At 63.0% G+C, this 15,289-nt stretch carries 19 protein-coding genes; 11 read left to right on the top strand and 8 right to left on the bottom strand.

The genetic code is table 11. The features are described 5' to 3' along the window. Positions 1 to 180: 180 nt before the first annotated feature. Positions 181 to 957, top strand: a complete 777-nt coding sequence (locus ACERI1_RS13845; protein ID WP_373618887.1) for an alpha/beta fold hydrolase — start codon at positions 181 to 183, stop codon at positions 955 to 957. A 93-nt stretch (positions 958 to 1,050) separates the two neighbouring features. On the opposite strand, the gene ACERI1_RS13840 is transcribed toward ACERI1_RS13845, so the two are convergent. Further along, positions 1,051 to 1,245 (bottom strand): hypothetical protein, encoded by a 195-nt coding sequence (locus tag ACERI1_RS13840; protein ID WP_373618885.1) that lies wholly within the window; start codon positions 1,243 to 1,245, stop codon positions 1,051 to 1,053. A gap of 135 nt (positions 1,246 to 1,380) precedes the next feature. Continuing rightward, positions 1,381 to 2,193, bottom strand: coding sequence for a 3-methyl-2-oxobutanoate hydroxymethyltransferase (panB, locus tag ACERI1_RS13835; protein ID WP_373618883.1), 813 nt, complete (start codon positions 2,191 to 2,193; stop codon positions 1,381 to 1,383). Between the two features lie 103 nt (positions 2,194 to 2,296). Between panB and ACERI1_RS13830 the strand changes: the two genes are divergently transcribed. Next, entirely contained in the window at positions 2,297 to 2,530 is a 234-nt protein-coding gene (locus ACERI1_RS13830; protein ID WP_373618882.1) for a DUF5822 domain-containing protein, read from the top strand. A 110-nt stretch (positions 2,531 to 2,640) separates the two neighbouring features. Here ACERI1_RS13830 and ACERI1_RS13825 read toward each other — a convergent pair whose 3' ends face one another. The 4 genes from ACERI1_RS13825 to ACERI1_RS13810 all read right to left on the bottom strand — a co-directional run bounded on the left by ACERI1_RS13825 (position 2,641) and on the right by ACERI1_RS13810 (position 6,447). Beyond that, positions 2,641 to 3,180: an HAD family hydrolase gene (locus ACERI1_RS13825; protein ID WP_373618880.1), complete on the bottom strand. Its 540-nt coding sequence runs from the start codon at positions 3,178 to 3,180 to the stop codon at positions 2,641 to 2,643. Between the two features lie 133 nt (positions 3,181 to 3,313). Next, the gene (locus ACERI1_RS13820; RefSeq protein ID WP_373618879.1) at positions 3,314 to 4,231 is read right to left on the bottom strand and encodes a dihydrodipicolinate synthase family protein; all 918 of its coding nucleotides are present in this window, start codon (positions 4,229 to 4,231) and stop codon (positions 3,314 to 3,316) included. A gap of 56 nt (positions 4,232 to 4,287) precedes the next feature. Beyond that, positions 4,288 to 4,968, bottom strand: a complete 681-nt coding sequence (locus tag ACERI1_RS13815; protein WP_373618877.1) for a helix-turn-helix domain-containing protein — start codon at positions 4,966 to 4,968, stop codon at positions 4,288 to 4,290. Positions 4,969 to 5,169: 201 nt separating this feature from the next. Continuing rightward, positions 5,170 to 6,447, bottom strand: a complete 1,278-nt coding sequence (locus ACERI1_RS13810) for an HAD family hydrolase (RefSeq protein WP_373618875.1) — start codon at positions 6,445 to 6,447, stop codon at positions 5,170 to 5,172. 162 nt (positions 6,448 to 6,609) lie between these two features. Between ACERI1_RS13810 and ACERI1_RS13805 the strand changes: the two genes are divergently transcribed. Further along, positions 6,610 to 7,722, top strand: coding sequence for a glucose 1-dehydrogenase (locus ACERI1_RS13805; RefSeq protein WP_373618873.1), 1,113 nt, complete (start codon positions 6,610 to 6,612; stop codon positions 7,720 to 7,722). Then, on the top strand, positions 7,719 to 8,372 hold the full coding sequence (gene gfcR, locus ACERI1_RS13800; protein ID WP_373618871.1) for a transcriptional regulator GfcR: 654 nt from the start codon (positions 7,719 to 7,721) through the stop codon (positions 8,370 to 8,372). Before ACERI1_RS13805 ends, gfcR begins: the two co-directional genes overlap by 4 nt. 173 nt (positions 8,373 to 8,545) lie before the next feature. Here the strand turns inward: gfcR and ACERI1_RS13795 are convergent, their stop codons facing one another. Then, the gene (locus tag ACERI1_RS13795) at positions 8,546 to 9,508 is read right to left on the bottom strand and encodes a transcription initiation factor IIB family protein (RefSeq protein ID WP_006184711.1); all 963 of its coding nucleotides are present in this window, start codon (positions 9,506 to 9,508) and stop codon (positions 8,546 to 8,548) included. Between the two features lie 162 nt (positions 9,509 to 9,670). Here ACERI1_RS13795 and rnhA point away from each other — a divergent pair, with 162 nt between their 5' ends. After that, complete coding sequence (gene rnhA / locus ACERI1_RS13790) at positions 9,671 to 10,264, top strand: ribonuclease HI (RefSeq protein WP_373618869.1); 594 nt, start codon at positions 9,671 to 9,673, stop codon at positions 10,262 to 10,264. An 80-nt stretch (positions 10,265 to 10,344) separates the two neighbouring features. Beyond that, positions 10,345 to 10,950: a rnhA operon protein gene (locus ACERI1_RS13785; RefSeq protein WP_373618867.1), complete on the top strand. Its 606-nt coding sequence runs from the start codon at positions 10,345 to 10,347 to the stop codon at positions 10,948 to 10,950. Between the two features lie 8 nt (positions 10,951 to 10,958). Here ACERI1_RS13785 and ACERI1_RS13780 read toward each other — a convergent pair whose 3' ends face one another. Then, the gene (locus tag ACERI1_RS13780; protein WP_373618866.1) at positions 10,959 to 11,318 is read right to left on the bottom strand and encodes a PadR family transcriptional regulator; all 360 of its coding nucleotides are present in this window, start codon (positions 11,316 to 11,318) and stop codon (positions 10,959 to 10,961) included. Between the two features lie 206 nt (positions 11,319 to 11,524). On the opposite strand from ACERI1_RS13780, the gene ACERI1_RS13775 reads away from it, so the two are divergent. From ACERI1_RS13775 to nth, 5 genes are all read left to right on the top strand, one after another. Further along, positions 11,525 to 12,058 carry an inorganic diphosphatase gene (locus tag ACERI1_RS13775; RefSeq protein WP_373618865.1) on the top strand — a complete coding sequence of 178 codons (534 nt, stop codon included), beginning with the start codon at positions 11,525 to 11,527 and terminating at the stop codon, positions 12,056 to 12,058. Between the two features lie 134 nt (positions 12,059 to 12,192). Then, positions 12,193 to 12,327 (top strand): hypothetical protein, encoded by a 135-nt coding sequence (locus tag ACERI1_RS13770; protein ID WP_373618864.1) that lies wholly within the window; start codon positions 12,193 to 12,195, stop codon positions 12,325 to 12,327. Positions 12,328 to 12,519: 192 nt separating this feature from the next. Beyond that, the gene (locus ACERI1_RS13765; RefSeq protein ID WP_373618862.1) at positions 12,520 to 13,863 is read left to right on the top strand and encodes an alkaline phosphatase family protein; all 1,344 of its coding nucleotides are present in this window, start codon (positions 12,520 to 12,522) and stop codon (positions 13,861 to 13,863) included. Positions 13,864 to 13,929: 66 nt separating this feature from the next. Beyond that, positions 13,930 to 14,343, top strand: coding sequence for a DUF371 domain-containing protein (locus ACERI1_RS13760; protein WP_373618860.1), 414 nt, complete (start codon positions 13,930 to 13,932; stop codon positions 14,341 to 14,343). A gap of 69 nt (positions 14,344 to 14,412) precedes the next feature. Then, positions 14,413 to 15,225, top strand: a complete 813-nt coding sequence (nth, locus tag ACERI1_RS13755; RefSeq protein ID WP_373618858.1) for an endonuclease III — start codon at positions 14,413 to 14,415, stop codon at positions 15,223 to 15,225. The last annotated feature ends 64 nt before the right edge of the window (positions 15,226 to 15,289 follow it).

Raw genomic sequence — 15,289 nt, 5'->3', positions numbered from 1 at the left:
GCAAGACGGGAGCTAACCACCAAGAGAGTCCTCTGTTTGTGGTTCACAGCGAGGCACGACGATTTTGGGTCGACTCGTACCGTCCATTGATTCACCCCGTTTGTGCAAACCTCCGCTGCTGGCGGTCGCCGGTGAGCGGTGGCTCGAGCCTTTATACCCGCTCCGCCCGTTTTGTCGGATATGGAAACGGTATCACACAACGATCGGGAGACGGCATACGAGGTCGTCGACCAGGGTGGTGACGGACCGCCGATCTGTTTCGTCCATGGGGGTGGCGGATCACACGAGGTCTGGAACGGCCAGCACGCACTCGCCGACCGGTATCCGATCGTCACGCTCGATCTCAGTGGGCACGGCCAGTCGGACGACGTCGATGCGAGCGCCGGGTATACGGCACTGTCAGCCTACGCCGACGACGTGCTTGCCGTCGTCGACGACACCGATTCGGCGGTCCTCGTCGGGAACTCGCTTGGCGGCGCTGTCGTGTTACAGATCTTGCTCGAGCGCGAGTTCGATCCTGCAGCGGCTGTCCTGACGGGAACGGGTGCTCGTCTCGGTGTGCTCGAGGATCTGCTGACGTGGCTCGACTCGGACTTCGAACGGGCTGTCGAGTTCCTACACGGGCCGGATCGGCTCTTTCACGATCCCGACGAGAAACTGCGCGAGCGCTCGATGGCGCAGATGTACGATACTGGGCAGACGGTCACACAGCGGGATTTCTTGACGAGCCACGAGTTCGACGTTCGCGATCGGCTCGGCGAGATCGACACCCCATCACTCGCCGTGTATGGCGAGCACGACCAGTTGACACCGCCGTGGTTCCACGAGTTTCTCGCTGACGAGATCAACGCATGCGAACTGGCCGAGATCGACGACGCGGCACATCTGGCGATGGTCGAACAGCCGGCAGCGTTCAACGAGACGGTCGACGAGTTTCTGACCGCACACGTCGACTAGTCGACGGCACACGGTCGCAGGGGAAGCGCCACGTCGCGTCACAGACGACGGAGTCCGGAACACTGTCCAGCCCGCTCCGGCCCGCTCCGTGGGCTACCGCCGTTCCCCGAGGGAGACGAACGAATCGGCGGTCGCGGTGATCCACTGCGTCGCAGCCGTCTTCTCGTCAGCGCTCTGTGGAAACATCGTACAGACTGCTACGTCGTCTTGTTCGACAGTAATGTGTTGGAGCTGCGACGTGTGTTTGGTGGTCGTTTCGGGCGTAATTCCCATCGATGAGTCGTTCATGGGTGCGATCCTCGCGGTATGGTTTCGTCTCCACCGTTCGGATATATAAATACTGCCCCTATACCGACAGCACTCTATATGCTATATTATCACATATAATTTGGTTGGGCGATCACGGACTGGTGTCCGACGAGCTCAGTAGAGCTCCTCGAGGTCGCCTTCCTCGTGGCTGTGTTCGTCGGCAGGGAACGCACCGTCTTCGACGGCCGACACGTAGTCGTCGACGGCTGACTCCATCTCCGCGCGGACGTTGCCGAACTGTTTCGAAAACGAGGGCGCCCACTCGCTCAGGCCGACGACGTCGTCGATGACGAGCACCTGTCCGTCACAGTCCGGACCGGCACCGATCCCGATCGTCGGGATCTCGAGTGCCCGTGTTATGTCGGCTGCGAGGTTCGCCGGGACGTGTTCTAAAACGAGCGAGAACGCACCGGCGTCCGCGTGGGCTTCGGCTAGCTCGAGAATGCGTTCGGCGGCTTCCTGTTCAGTTCCCTGACGTGGATAGCCGCCGTACTGATTGACGTGCTGGGGCGTCAGTCCGAGGTGGGCCATCACGGGAATGCCAAGCTGGACCAGCTTCTCGGTCAGCTCGACGGTATGGGGACCACACTCGAGCTTGACCGCCTGTGCGTCGGCCTCTTTGAGCATTCGACCGGCGTTCTCGACGCTGGCTGCCTCGTCGACGCCGATCGAGAGAAACGGCATGTCGGCGACGACGAGGGCGTCGTCGGTTACACGCGCGACCGCTGCGGTGTGGCGCACCATGTCGTCGACAGTGACCGGTAGCGTCGTCTCATAGCCCAGACTGGTGTTTCCGAGGCTGTCGCCGACGAGGATGATATCGGTGCCGGCCTCATCGATGATCGACGCCGTCGGCGCGTCGTAGGCCGTCAACATCGTGATCGGCTCGTCGCCCGCCTTCGCTTTGAGATCCCGCACGGTAGGCATACCCATAGGTTCGTGTCCGATGATTAAACGTCGTTGTTCTCGCGTCGACGCCGCTCGCGACACACCCGCGGCGCTTAAGAGGACCGGGTTGCCATACTCGAGCGTGCCTGAACGCGTCGAAACGACCTCACCTGACGGCGTTGACTACGGCTGGGTCATGCAGATGACCTTCGTCATCACGATCTTGATCGGCGCGCCGATCGTCGCTGCGCTGTCGACGACCGCAACCCTGCCGACATGGATGGACCGCGCCGAGTTTGCGATCCGGGTCGGGGCCCCGGTCTGGCTGGTCACGTCGCTCATCGTGTTTGCCTACGCGAAACGAAACCAGACGTAGTCGACCCGTCTCTCATACGAACTCCTGTCATACGGACTACTGTCAGTCATGTCCGGTGCAACCGCGACCCGCACTGCGGTTGCATCGGTACATCGTGACAGCAGACCGTCTCACACACCTGACGGTCCCTCACCGACGTATTCGAAGTCGACGCCTGCTCGTTTTGCGGTCTGCTGGTCTCGCGCGGAGTCACCGACGAAGAGCGCTCGGTCAGGATCGGCGTCGAGTCGGCGGACGGTCGCGAGCAACGGTTCTGGATCCGGCTTCCACGTCTCGACCGTATCACGGCCGACCACGGCATCGACCGCCGACGTGAGCGCGTGTTCCTCGAGTGCGATCCGACAGGCCCGCTCGCAGTTGAGCGAACAGACGCCTGCCGGTAGCGACCGCTCGAGAAGGTCGTCGGCGTGGGCGAGTCGGGCCGACGTTCGCGCCCCGTCGTGTTCGTGGGTCGCGATGGCGGCCTCGACGTCCGTTGCCAGTCCGACGTCGCTGGCTGTCTCGAGCATTCCCCAGAGTCCGTCACCCGGCGGCTCGATGTCCGCACGGTGATAGATCTCCCGAACGTCGACGGCGACGGCGTCCCAGTCGACGTCGAGTTCCACGAGCGTTCCGTCCAGATCGTAGACGACGGCGTCGTATCCGGTCACGAACGTGGGTACGGGCGGGACGTGAATATACTGTTCGCCGACAGCCGACCGAGTTATACGGACTCCTGTCAGTCATGTCCAGCGGGCCCGCGACCGCCCTGCGGGCACCGAGAAACCGTGACAGCAGACCGTATTAGAGCCCAGCGAGGTCCAGTTCCTCGAGTTGCTCGCGCATTTCCTGCGCGGACCCGTCGTCTTTCAGCCGCAGCGGACTCCGCAACGGGCCGGCGTCGAAGTCGCGCATGCGAAGCGCCGTTTTGACGCCAGACATGTACGCGCCGCCGGTCTTGAGCGCGTTTCGTACCTGGAAGATCGTACTCTGGAGTTCGCGTGCGCGGTCCTCGTCGCCCGCATCGTAGGCCTCGTAGCAGTCGACGACGAGCTCCGGGAAGACGTTCGCGACGGCACTGACCGCGCCCGAACAGCCCACCTCGAGTCCGGTGAAGACCAGCGAGTCCGACCCAGCGAGGAAGGTCAGGTCGGGATTGGCATCGATCGCCTGGGCGAGCCACGGCACGTCCTTGCTCGAGTCTTTGACGCCGGCGATGGTGTCGATCTCTGCGAGGGCGGACAGTGTCTCGAGGGACAGTTCGTTGCCGGTCTTGCTCGGGATGTGATAGATGTAGACCGGGACAGAGACGGCCTCGGCGACCCGCCGGTAGTGCTCGATCGCGCCCTCGTGGTCCAGCGGGTAGTAGTAGGGCGTGACGACGACGATCCCGTCCGCGTCGACGGATTCGGCGTGTTCGGCGTGGGCGACGGTCCGATAGGTACTCGGTGCGCCGACGCCGGCGATGACCGGCACCTCGCCGCCGATTTCGTCGACGACGGCCTCGACGACTCGGTCGCGTTCCGTGCCCGACAGCAGCGGGAATTCGCCGTTGGTCCCCAGCGGGAAGACCCCGTGAGCGCCGCGGTCGACGACGAACCGGGCGTGGGCGGCCGTCCCCTCGTAGTCGACGGATTCGTCGGCGTCGAACGCGGTGACGGTCGGTGGCACGACGCCGTGCAGCGACAGCGGATCGGCAGCGCCGGGATCGTGGTGTGACATACCGCCTTCTCCGTCGAGCACGGCCAAAAAACGCCCGCCGGCTCTCGCACTCGCCGTCAGTCCGGGGTCGCTATCTCGCTTGCCGACTCGTCTATCCGTTCGCCCGCGAGGACGCGGTTCGCCCGCCGAAGCCGCTCGGAGAGCGCCTGATGGGAGATGTCGAGTTCGTTCGCGAGCTCCTCGAGCGAGATTTCGCGTGGCACGTCGTAGTACCCCTGGCGGTAGGCTTCGGCGATCGCTTCCTGTTGGGGTTCGGTCAGCGCCGCTGTCGTCTCGAACTGCTCGTCCTGCCCGGCTTCGACCATGCGCCTGATGTCGATGCTGACGCCGTGGTCTTCGATCGCTGTGACGGCCGCTGCCAACTCCTCGCGATGGGGAAAGAGCAGCCGGAGCGTCCACTGCTCGTCGCGGACGTGTGCGTCGAGGACCGTTCCGTCGTGGCTGTAGACACACCGACAGACCGACTCGGCGGTCTCGGCGTACTCGAGCCGGTAGAACAGATCGCCGTCGGCGGTGCGCTCGAGCAGCTGCCGATACTCGGCGACGGTCGGGTCCGACTCGAGGGTCGGCTCGAGCGCCCCGGAGTCGACGTTCGAGAACCAGACGAGCGGGGCGGTCCGGGTCGGTCCCTCCGCGACGACGCTTTCGACGCGAAGCTCGAGGGCCGGTCGGTGTTCGACGGTCTGTGCGAGTGCAAACTCCGCCGTCGAAAGCGAGAGTTCTGCGATCGTCGTCATCAGTACTATCTCGGTGTGGTATCGAATCCGGTCGACGAACGACGCTACTGTCGCGGTCGTACTGAAAAACTAGAGGGCTCGAATCGGATTGATGGGCGGGCCTTTGTATGCCGGCCGTTTAACCGAGCACGTCACGGCTCGTGACGGTCTGAAAGCCGTTGTCGAACGGGGATACCAGCGGTCGTCGTCTGAGGGTGCTGCTTAGCTGAGTCGGGCCAGCCGATTGAGCGCGTACACCGTCCGGAGCACGTCGACGCTTTTCCCGCGATCGAAGACGAGTTCGTCCGTTTCGAGGACGTGCTCTAAGGTGTCCTGCGAAGCGTGTTCCGGGGCGGCTGCGATGCCGGCGTCGTTTGCGGCGACCCACTGCATCACGCGGAGGTCGCTCTTCGAGTCGCCCATCACGAGCGCGAACGGGTCGTCGACCCCGAGGACGTCCAGCGCGCGCTCGACGCCGACCACCTTGTTCAGCTCGAGGCTGCCGATTTCGGCCGCGTCGGCCTCGTAGTAGGCGACGTCGATCCGCTCGAGGATCGCGGTGAGTGTGTCGGGCACTGCGTCGGCCGCGAGGTCGGGGTAGGACCCCTCGCTCTCGAGGACTGCCCTGATCTCGGGGTCCTGTGCGGCGTAGAAGGCGCGGGTCCAGTCGGTGATTGTCTCGTCGTCGACCGTGCGGTCGCCCTCGTGTTCGGGTTCGCCGTTCGCGAGGATCCCGCCGACGGCGTCAGCGAGCAGGTCGATGAGATAGACCAGCGCCTCGTCGATGATCTCGCGGGCGTCCGCGGAGCCGGTCTCGTAGTTGGGCTTCATCGTGACGTTGAACTCGTTGCCCTGCAGGTGACAGCCGCGCCGAAGCTCCTCGGGTGCCTCCGGGAGCACGCGCGAGCGCACGTCGTCGAAGACGGTGCGGATCTCCTCCTCTAAGTCCTCGTAGAGCAACTGCTTCGTGTCCGCGCCGTGGCCCGGCGTGAACACGCCGGTCCCCGCCTCGTAGACGATCGAGAGGTTCCCCGAGTGAACGATCTCGCTGCCCAGTCCCTGGATCGCGAATCCCTTGACGTTCTCTAAGGTCTGGCCCGTACAGATGACGATCGGGACACCAGCCTCGTGGAACTCGGTCAGGAGATGCAGCGTCTCACGGGGGATCTCGTTGTCGGTCCCACCCGCAGAGCGCAGCGTCTCGTCGACGTCGAGGACGAGGACGTTGACCGCCCGCCCGTACTTCGCCTCGAGGTCGAGCGCGGTAAACGCCTGATCGCGGGTCGCTCGGGCGGCGATCTCTGCGAACGTCTCGCCGGCCGCAAACGACGACCGGATCTCGTCTTTGCGTTCCTCGAGTTCTTCGGTCGCTCCCTGCCAGTGCTCGAGGGCGACCCGGGAGTCGACGGCCGGGAAGACGTCAACGAACTCCTGGAACTCTCGTAGCGTCTTCGTGTCGTACTCGTCGTAGAGCTGGTAGACGAGATCGTATCGCTCCATGGAGGCTACAGGCATGGGCAGTCGGATAATCGTTTCCGCTGGTGGTCGCGTCGGGACTCCGGCCCGACGGTTCGCCGTGCCTGACTGTCTGGATCGTTCATACTGCACCAATTAACTCGAACGGGAATAAATATTTATCAACACAGGTCCTACTGTGTCTGTATGAAAGCCATCGCAGTCCAGCCCGGAGCGGGCGTCCCCGATGTCGTCGAGCGGCCCGTTCCAGAACCAGCCCCCGGCGAGGCGCTCGTGCGGATCCACCGCGTGGGCGTCGATGGTACCGATTACGAGGTCATCGAGGGCAGCCACGGCGGCCCTCCCGAAGGCGACGACCGGCTCGTCCTCGGCCACGAGGCCGTCGGCGTCGTCGACGATCCGAACGACACCGGACTCGAGGCGGGCCAGTCCGTCGTCCCGACGGTCCGTCGACCACCGCCGGGGACGGAGACCAACGAGTTCTTCGAGCGCGGCGAGCCCGATATGGCACCCGCGGGCGCGTACGTCGAACGCGGGATCGTCGGCGCACACGGGTTCATGGCCGAGTATATTACGAGCCCGGCTGAGTTTCTGGTTCCGATCCCTGCCGACCTCGCTCCGTGGGGTTTTCTCGTCGAACCGCTCAGTATTACCGAGAAGGCGCTCCGGCACGCCCGCGCGAGCCGGTCGGCCTTTGACTGGCAGCCTGACTCCGCGCTCGTCCTCGGTACCGGCTCGCTGGGCCTGTTGACCGCCGCAATGTTTTCCGCGGCAGACGACTTCGAGCGGGTCTACTGCCTCGGCCGGAAAGACCGGCCACATCCGGTAATTGATGTCATCGAGCGACTCGGCGCGACCTACATCGACTCCCGAGAGACGCCGGTCCCCGAGATTCCGGCGGCCTACGAGCCGATGGACCTCGTCTACGAGGCCACTGGCTACGCCAAACACGCTTTCGAGTCCATCGACGCGCTCGCTCCCAACGGCGTCGCCGCCCTACTTGGCGTCCCCGGCGACTGGGAATTCGAAGTCGACGGCGGCCATCTACATCGCGAACTCGTCCTTCACAACAAGGCCGTCATCGGCAGCGTCAACTCCAATCGAAGCCACTTCGAGGCGGCGATCGACACGCTCGCAGAGCTTCCCGACTGGCTGCTCGAGGCGATCGTGACCGGGATCTACGGCCTCGAGTCCGTCGATCGTGCGTTCCCACACACCGCGACTGCCGACGACGAGTCGGCAGGAACCCCGGATGACGACACGACTATAAAAACGGCGGTCGAATTCACAGCTATATGAAAAACGTCGACGACCTCATCGAGAGCGCGGCCGAGCTCGCGTCCCGGGGGCTCTCCAAGGGCGAGATTGCAGACGAGCTAAACGTCTCGCGGGAGACCGCGAGCTGGCTCGTCGAGCGCAGCGGCACGACACCCCAGCAGACCGAGGAACCGGCCCAGCCGCCGGCCAACGGCGTGAGCGGCCCACAGGACATCCACGTCGACTGGTCGGCGATCGGCCGGGACAGCAAGCGAATGAACTATATCGCCTCGGCGATGGCCGACATGCTCGCCAAACACGGCGAAGACGTGGACCTGACGATCGGTATCGAAAAAGCCGGCGGCCCCATTGCGACGCTGGTCGCACGCGAACTCGAGACCGATCTCGGAACCTACACGCCGGCGAAACACCAGTGGGAGGAAGGCGATATCGAGGAACTCGGCGGCACGTTTAGCCGAAATTTCGCCGGTATCCGCGACCGCGAGTGCTACGTCGTCGACGACATCGTCACCAGTGGCACCACCATGCGCGAAACGATCGAAGCCATCCGCGCCGAAGGCGGGAAACCGCTCGCCTGTGTCGTCCTCGCCGACAAACAGGGCGTCGAAGAACTTGAGGGCGTCCCCGTTTACTCGCTGTTGCAGGTCATCAGCGTCGGGAAAGACGACTAGCTGTTGGGTTCGACGGTCATTTCGTTTCATACGTATTATTGTCACTGTTTACCGGTGCACCCGCAGGACGGTCGCGGGTGCACCGGCAATGACTGACAGTAAACCGTATCAGCCGACGATGCGGCTGCTACGTTGGATTTTCGCGCGATAAAATCGGGAGTGAAGACGCTCGGCTAGCCGTGAATGCCCATCGCTTCGATCTGTTCTTGATACCGATTCCGGATCGTCACCTCGGTCACCTGTGCGACGTCGGCGACCTCGCGCTGGGTCTTCTTCTCGTTGCAGAGAAGGGAGGCAGCGTAGATCGCAGCCGCGGCGTATCCCGTTGGTGACTTGCCCGACAGCAGCCCTTCCTCGGCCGTCTTCTCGATGATCTCGTTGGCCTTGGTCTGGACCTCCTCGGACAGTTCGAGTTCAGAACAGAAGCGCGGGACGTATTTTTTCGGGTCGACGGGACGCATCTCGAGGCCGAGTTCCTGCGAGATGTATCGATACGTGCGACCGATCTCTTTGCGTTCGACGCGGGAGACTTCCGAGATTTCCTCGAGGCTTCGAGGAATTCCTTCCTTGCGACAGGCGGCATAGAGCGCCGACGTCGCGACGCCTTCGATCGAGCGTCCGCGGATGAGGTCTTCTTTGAGCGCGCGTCGATAGATGACCGACGCGACCTCACGAACCGAGCGTGGCACCCCCAGTGCAGAGGCCATCCGGTCGATCTCACTGAGTGCGAACTGGAGATTGCGTTCGCCGGCGTCTTTGGTTCGAATCCGTTCCTGCCATTTTCGCAGCCGGTGCATCTGACTGCGCTTTTTCGAAGAAATCGAGCGACCGTAGGCGTCCTTGTCTTTCCAGTCGATTGTCGTCGTCAGCCCCTTGTCGTGCATCGTCTGGGTCGTCGGCGCGCCGACGCGGGACTTTTCCTGCCGTTCCTGGTGATTGAACGCCCGCCACTCCGGGCCGGGGTCGATCTGTTCCTCCTCCACGACGAGCCCACAGTCTTCGCAGATGAGCTCTCCCCGGTCGGAGTCCTTAACGAGATTATCCGATTCACACTCGGGGCAGGCACGTACCCCTTCCTGATCCTCGGTCTCGTCCGTCTCGCGCGTTCGCTCCCGCTGGCGGGTGGACCGTGTCATCGCACTTTTATAGTAGTATCACCACAGTATATAAATGTTTGGTAAGGATTTTGCTGGCCCGATCCGTATTGCCCGAAAACAGCCAGTACAAGCGTTTATACCCGGAGTTTACGATCGGGAACCGGAAAACCTTTATCCGATTCTGGCCGATCCCGGACACGAATGCCGGTTATCGAATGTGACGTCGAGACGGCCCGCGAGCGACTCGAGGATGCGGGCGTTTCAGTCGAGTCTGGTAACACGGACCACGAGCGCTGGCGGGCCAGCCGGGGCGGGGCGACGGCCGTCGCCTACGACGACAAGATCGTGATTCAGGGGTCGGACCCACGCGACCTCGAGGCGCTGCTGCGCGAGAGCGGTGGGCGCGCCCACGTCTACTTCGACGGTGGCTCGCGAGGTAATCCCGGTCCCGCTGCGATCGGCTGGGTGATCGTCACGGGCGATGGGATCGTCGCCGAGGACGGCGAGACCATCGGGACGGCGACGAACAATCAGGCCGAGTACGACGCGCTGATCGCAGGACTCGAGGCTGCCCGCGACTACGGCTACGACGAGATCCACGTCCGCGGCGACTCCGAACTCATCGTCAAACAGGTTCGTGGCGAGTACGACACCAACAACCCTGAACTCCGCGAGAAGCGCGTGACCGTCCACGAACTGCTGGCCGCGTTCGACGAGTGGACCCTCGAGTACGTCCCGCGAGATGTCAACGAGCGCGCGGACGGGCTCGTCAACGAGGCGCTTGATCAGGCCTGACGCTGACGCCACGCGGGCCGACGCCCAAGTCTGGGTCTGGATCGGCAAGCGGAAAACCGCTCGCGTGCGTACGTGCTCTCATGACCGATCCGAACGCGATCGACGGCGATGAGGACGGTGACGGAGCTGCAAGCGACGAGACGGATCTCCCCCTGGATGTCGTCGACGAAGTCGAACGACTGACCCGCCTGAAGCGCACCGCGGTCGACGACAACGAGGCAACGGCCTACGAGGACCGTCGTGACGACCTCCTCGAGGAACACGATTTTACATCTCGCATCCGCGACGACGACGGCGACGACGTGCTCGTGCTCCATCCCGAAGAGTGGCACGAGGACGGCGTCATCCGAACCGACCGCATCGATGACATCGACCGCGCGGTCGAGATTCCACTCGAGGGGGCGGGCGATCCGGACGACTGGGACGACGTCGACGCCCACAACCGCGACCTCGTCGCGACGGTCAGGGACGCCCACGGCGACGTTCACGGCGACAATGCGGCAATCCTGGCCGATTTCGCGGGCAACCACTACGCGAAGCCGATCGAATCACTGACTGGTGACGAACTTGCGGAGTTTCGAACGGACTACTTCGTCAGGAACGCCTGGCCATCGGACAATCAACAGGAAGTGATCGAAGAATCGATCGAACTGGTCTTCGAGACTGCTGACGAGCGAGCCCCGTAACACCAGTTCTAGTAGCTGTTTTCGACGATGTCGCGGATCTCGTCGGCGCGGTCGTCGCCCGTGACGACCTTCGAGAGCGTCCACTCGATGCCGTCGAGGACGGCCTCGTAGCCGTCGTCGGTCAGCGAGTACTGGTTGGTTCGCTTGTCGAGTTCGCTCTTTTCGACCAGTCCCAGGTCGACGAGTTCGTCGAGGTTGGGGTAGAGACGTCCGTGGTTTACTTCCGTTCCGTAGTAGTCCTCGAGTTCACGCTTGATCGCGAGGCCGTACATCGGCTCTTTCGCGAGGATGACGAGGATGTTGTTTTGGAAGGCGGTGAGTTCGCGTGCAATACTCTGTTCGCCGGTGATTGATTGTGCCTCTGACATACTTGTGCAATTGTCACCAGACTATTTAAGACTTGTCAACTATCCCTTCGTATCAGCCGGTCGGACACCCGGCGACCGACCGATACGAGGCCGGAGACGGGTGTAACGGGCCTTCGTGGTGTCTGTCGAATATCTGGCAACCGTCACTCGAATACTGACAGTCGATTACGAAAGTACTTTTTGATCGACGGTGGACCTTCCGGTACATGGTCAACCTCTGGGAAGACCTCGAAACTGGACCGAACGCACCCGAAGAGATCTACGCCGTCGTGGAATGTCTCAAAGGCGAGCGAAACAAGTACGAGTACGACAAGGACGTGCCGGGCGTCGTCCTCGACCGCGTGCTCCACAGCAACGTTCACTATCCGAGCGACTACGGTTTCATCCCGCAGTCCTATTACGACGACGAGGATCCCTTCGACGTGCTCGTCCTCGTCGAGGATCAGACGTTCCCCGGCTGTGTCATCGAAGCCCGTCCCGTCGCCCTGATGAAGATGGACGACGATGGCGAGCAGGACGACAAGGTCATCGCCGTCCCGAGTGAGGACCCACGCTACGACCACATCGAAGACCTCGACGACATCCCACAGCAGCAACTCGACGAGATCGACGAGTTCTTCGAGACCTACAAGAACCTCGAGGAAGGCAAGGAAGTCGAGACACAGGGCTGGGAGGACAAGCAGGCTGCCTACGACGCGATCGAGCACGCCCAGGACCTCTACGAAGAGCACTTCGAGTAACGACCGCGACCGGTCGTTTTTCCTTTCTGTCGTCGGCTCCACCGGTCGATTCCCCAGAGTTATCTCCGGCCTGTCGCCGGATGCGTTATGAGCATGGGTAATTTTATCCCCGTCTCTCCCGTAGTTCTCACCGTATGGCAGCATCCAACTCCGCCCCACGTTCGGGATCGGCAGCCGACACCGCAGCCGAATCCGGCGTTGGCATGGCCCACCTCACGGTCGTCCCAGCGAACTTCGAGCCCGCGGACTCGAGCGACCGCGACGAGTAACTCCACGAGCGTGTTCGAAGACGACGACTCACGGACCGGTCACGGCGTCTGTCGTTCGCTCTCGTCCTCGTCTCGACCCCTCTCTCATCGGTAGCTGAGGGGGACTCTCATTGCAGCAGCCGGTGTCGCAGGTATTCGCAAAACACTGTTCCGAAACGAACCTTCTTGTACCCGGTCGAACTACGTCCGGCCATGGGTCTGTTCGACCGATTACGGGGCGACGGCGATCCCCGAGTCGCGTTTATTGGGGTCGATGGCGTACCGTATAGTCTCCTTTCAGAGCACGAGGAACTGTTTCCCAACTTTGCAGCACTCGCCGACGACGGCACGGCGGCAGAAATCTCGAGTATCGTCCCGCCGGAATCCAGCGCCTGCTGGCCGTCGCTGACGACTGGGAAGAACCCCGGCGAGACCGGCGTCTACGGCTTCCAGGACCGGGAAGTCGGCACCTACGACACCTATGTCCCGATGGGCCGTGACGTCCAGGCTAACCGTGTCTGGGACCGCGTTCAGGAAGCCGGTCGCACGGCGACAGTACTGAACGTCCCCGTCACGTTCCCGCCACAGCGCGACGTCCAGCGGATGGTCTCGGGCTTTCTCTCGCCCGACCTCGAGAAAGCAGCCTACCCCGATGACGTTCGTGACTACCTCGAGACGCTCGACTATCGGATCGACGTCAACCCGAAACTCGGGCATCAGGACGACAAGGCCGAGTTCATCGAGGACGCTCACGCGACCGTCGACGCGCGCTTCGAGGCGTTCAAACACTACATCGAGGAAGACGACTGGGACCTCTTCTTTGGCGTCTTCATGACGACCGACCGGGTCAATCACTTCCTCTTCAAGGACTACGAGCGCGACGGCGAGTACAAAGACGACTTCATCGAGTTCTACCAGAAGGTCGACGACTACATCGGTCGGCTGCGCGAGACACTCCCCGACGACGTTACCATGATCGTCGCCTCCGACCACGGCTTCACCAGTCTCGACTACGAAGTCCACTTCAACGAGTGGCTCCGAGAGGAGGGCTGGCTCTCCTTCCAGACCGACGAGCCCGAGGAACTGGGCGATATCTCGACTGATACGAAAGCCTACTCGTTCATCCCTGGTCGTTTCTACATCAACCTCGAGGGACGCGAACCCCGCGGCTCCGTCCCCGAATCCGAGTACGACGAGGTCCGCGACCAGCTCAAAGCCGATCTCGAGGACCTCGAGGGTCCCGACGGCAACAAGGTCGTCGACCGTGTCGTCGAGAAGGAAGCGGCCTTCCGTGGCGACCACGACGACATCGCGCCCGATCTGGTCGCGATTCCGAACAAGGGCTTCGATCTGAAGTCCGGGTTCAAAGCAAACTCCGAGATCTTTACCACGGGGCCACGCAACGGGATGCACAGCTTCGACAACACGTCGCTTTACATCGACGATCCGGAAGCGTCGATCGAGGACGCCGACCTCTTCGACATCACGCCGACGATCCTCGATCTGATGGAGATCGACTACAGTCGCGGTGACTTCGACGGCGCGAGCCTCGTCTGAGCGACACACGGGCTCGAGACGGGCCCGATTCGATTCCGTTTTCCGCCCGGCACCGAACTCCGTCGCATGGACGAAGTCATCCACGCTCGCGGCCACGAGCACGTCAGTGCCGAACATGCGAGCACCTTCGAAGTGACGACTGACGACTATCTCACTCCTGCGGGCGACTGCATCCTCGCGATCGAGGCCGACCGTTCGCCAGCTGATTTCGACCCCGAGTTCGTCGCGGCCTGCCAGGATGCTGATGCGACGATCACGGTTACTGTCGAGGCTGACGGTCACACGGAATCGGTCACGGGATGTGGTCATCCCGATCTCGAGCTGACGAACGAGCGAAGCGCGGTGGGGCGGACGAGCGACTACGTCGACGACCGGACGATCATGGTCGGTGCCGAGTTCGCAGCCGAAGGGTTCGGCCACGATCTCGTCGCGGCGCTGGCCGACGGTGCCGAGGCGACGGTGACGGTCAGCGTCGAGTGAGACGGTTGTAACTGCTCGAGACCCACCGGTTCCGTCGCCGTTTTGTCCTGCCCGCCCCACCGTTCGGGTATGAGCGACGATCCGGAGCCTGCGGTCAACATCAGCGGCGGCACGGCGGGTGGCGGTGCGGCCGCCGAGTTCGATCCCGCGACAGCCGACACCCGTGCAGAGGCGATCGTCGACCGACTGGGTGAGCTATACTGGCAGAAGACCTACGGCGGTCAGGACGCCTTCACCTGTCTCGTCCGGACGATCCTGAGCCAGAACACCAGCGACAAGGCGAGCCAGCCGGCTCACGATGCACTGCTCGAGCGATACGATGGCGATGACGTCGACCTCGCCGAATCGCTCGCCAGCGCCGAGCAGTCGACGCTTGCCGAGACGATCAGTTCAGCGGGGCTCTATAATCAGAAGTCCGAAACCATCATCGACACTGCCGAGTGGGTGCTCGAGGCGTTCGGTTCCGCAGCCGCGTTCGATACGTTCGTCAAAGACGAGGAGCCGTCAGCGGTTCGCGAGACGCTGCTCGAGGTTCGTGGCGTCGGCCCGAAGACCGCCGACTGCGTCCTGCTCTTTTCGGGTGGCCGTGGCGGCGTCTTCCCTGTTGACACGCACGTTCACCGGATCTACCGGCGGTTGGGTATCGCGCCGCAGGATGCCGATCACGAGACGGTTCGTGAGGTCCTCGAGCGCGACGTGCCCGCAGCGAAGTGCGGCTTCGGCCACACGGCGACGATCCAGTTCGGCCGCGAGTACTGTACTGCGCGCAAACCAGCCTGTCTGGACGATCCCGAGGCGTGTCCGATGGCCGACAGCTGCGACCAGGTCGGCGTCTATCCTGCGACGGGCGAGGTCGTCGATCCAGCCGACGCCCCCGAGTGATCGGCCCGCGGGCGAGCGGCAAGTAGTGGAGTTCGCCCCGCTCGAGTCCGCCGGTCGCCAGCTA

The sequence above is a fragment of the Natrinema sp. HArc-T2 genome, from assembly GCF_041821085.1.
GTDB lineage: Archaea > Halobacteriota > Halobacteria > Halobacteriales > Natrialbaceae > Natrinema.
Note: the sequence above shows the minus strand (reverse complement) of the source record. Positions and strands in the feature narration are given on the sequence as shown.

What these genes read in the sequence shown, in the direction of transcription:
- ACERI1_RS13780 (WP_373618866.1), bottom strand. Translation starts at nt 11,318, where the DNA reads ATGTCAGAGGCACAATCAATCACCGGCGAACAGAGTATTGCACGCGAA.
- ACERI1_RS13775 (WP_373618865.1), top strand. Translation starts at nt 11,525, where the DNA reads ATGGTCAACCTCTGGGAAGACCTCGAAACTGGACCGAACGCACCCGAA.
- rnhA (WP_373618869.1), top strand. Translation starts at nt 9,671, where the DNA reads ATGCCGGTTATCGAATGTGACGTCGAGACGGCCCGCGAGCGACTCGAG.
- ACERI1_RS13805 (WP_373618873.1), top strand. Translation starts at nt 6,610, where the DNA reads ATGAAAGCCATCGCAGTCCAGCCCGGAGCGGGCGTCCCCGATGTCGTC.
- gfcR (WP_373618871.1), top strand. Translation starts at nt 7,719, where the DNA reads ATGAAAAACGTCGACGACCTCATCGAGAGCGCGGCCGAGCTCGCGTCC.
- ACERI1_RS13840 (WP_373618885.1), bottom strand. Translation starts at nt 1,245, where the DNA reads ATGAACGACTCATCGATGGGAATTACGCCCGAAACGACCACCAAACAC.
- nth (WP_373618858.1), top strand. Translation starts at nt 14,413, where the DNA reads ATGAGCGACGATCCGGAGCCTGCGGTCAACATCAGCGGCGGCACGGCG.
- ACERI1_RS13760 (WP_373618860.1), top strand. Translation starts at nt 13,930, where the DNA reads ATGGACGAAGTCATCCACGCTCGCGGCCACGAGCACGTCAGTGCCGAA.
- ACERI1_RS13785 (WP_373618867.1), top strand. Translation starts at nt 10,345, where the DNA reads ATGACCGATCCGAACGCGATCGACGGCGATGAGGACGGTGACGGAGCT.
- ACERI1_RS13845 (WP_373618887.1), top strand. Translation starts at nt 181, where the DNA reads ATGGAAACGGTATCACACAACGATCGGGAGACGGCATACGAGGTCGTC.
- ACERI1_RS13765 (WP_373618862.1), top strand. Translation starts at nt 12,520, where the DNA reads ATGGGTCTGTTCGACCGATTACGGGGCGACGGCGATCCCCGAGTCGCG.
- panB (WP_373618883.1), bottom strand. Translation starts at nt 2,193, where the DNA reads ATGCCTACCGTGCGGGATCTCAAAGCGAAGGCGGGCGACGAGCCGATC.
- ACERI1_RS13820 (WP_373618879.1), bottom strand. Translation starts at nt 4,231, where the DNA reads ATGTCACACCACGATCCCGGCGCTGCCGATCCGCTGTCGCTGCACGGC.
- ACERI1_RS13810 (WP_373618875.1), bottom strand. Translation starts at nt 6,447, where the DNA reads ATGGAGCGATACGATCTCGTCTACCAGCTCTACGACGAGTACGACACG.
- ACERI1_RS13815 (WP_373618877.1), bottom strand. Translation starts at nt 4,968, where the DNA reads ATGACGACGATCGCAGAACTCTCGCTTTCGACGGCGGAGTTTGCACTC.
- ACERI1_RS13795 (WP_006184711.1), bottom strand. Translation starts at nt 9,508, where the DNA reads ATGACACGGTCCACCCGCCAGCGGGAGCGAACGCGCGAGACGGACGAG.
- ACERI1_RS13770 (WP_373618864.1), top strand. Translation starts at nt 12,193, where the DNA reads ATGGCAGCATCCAACTCCGCCCCACGTTCGGGATCGGCAGCCGACACC.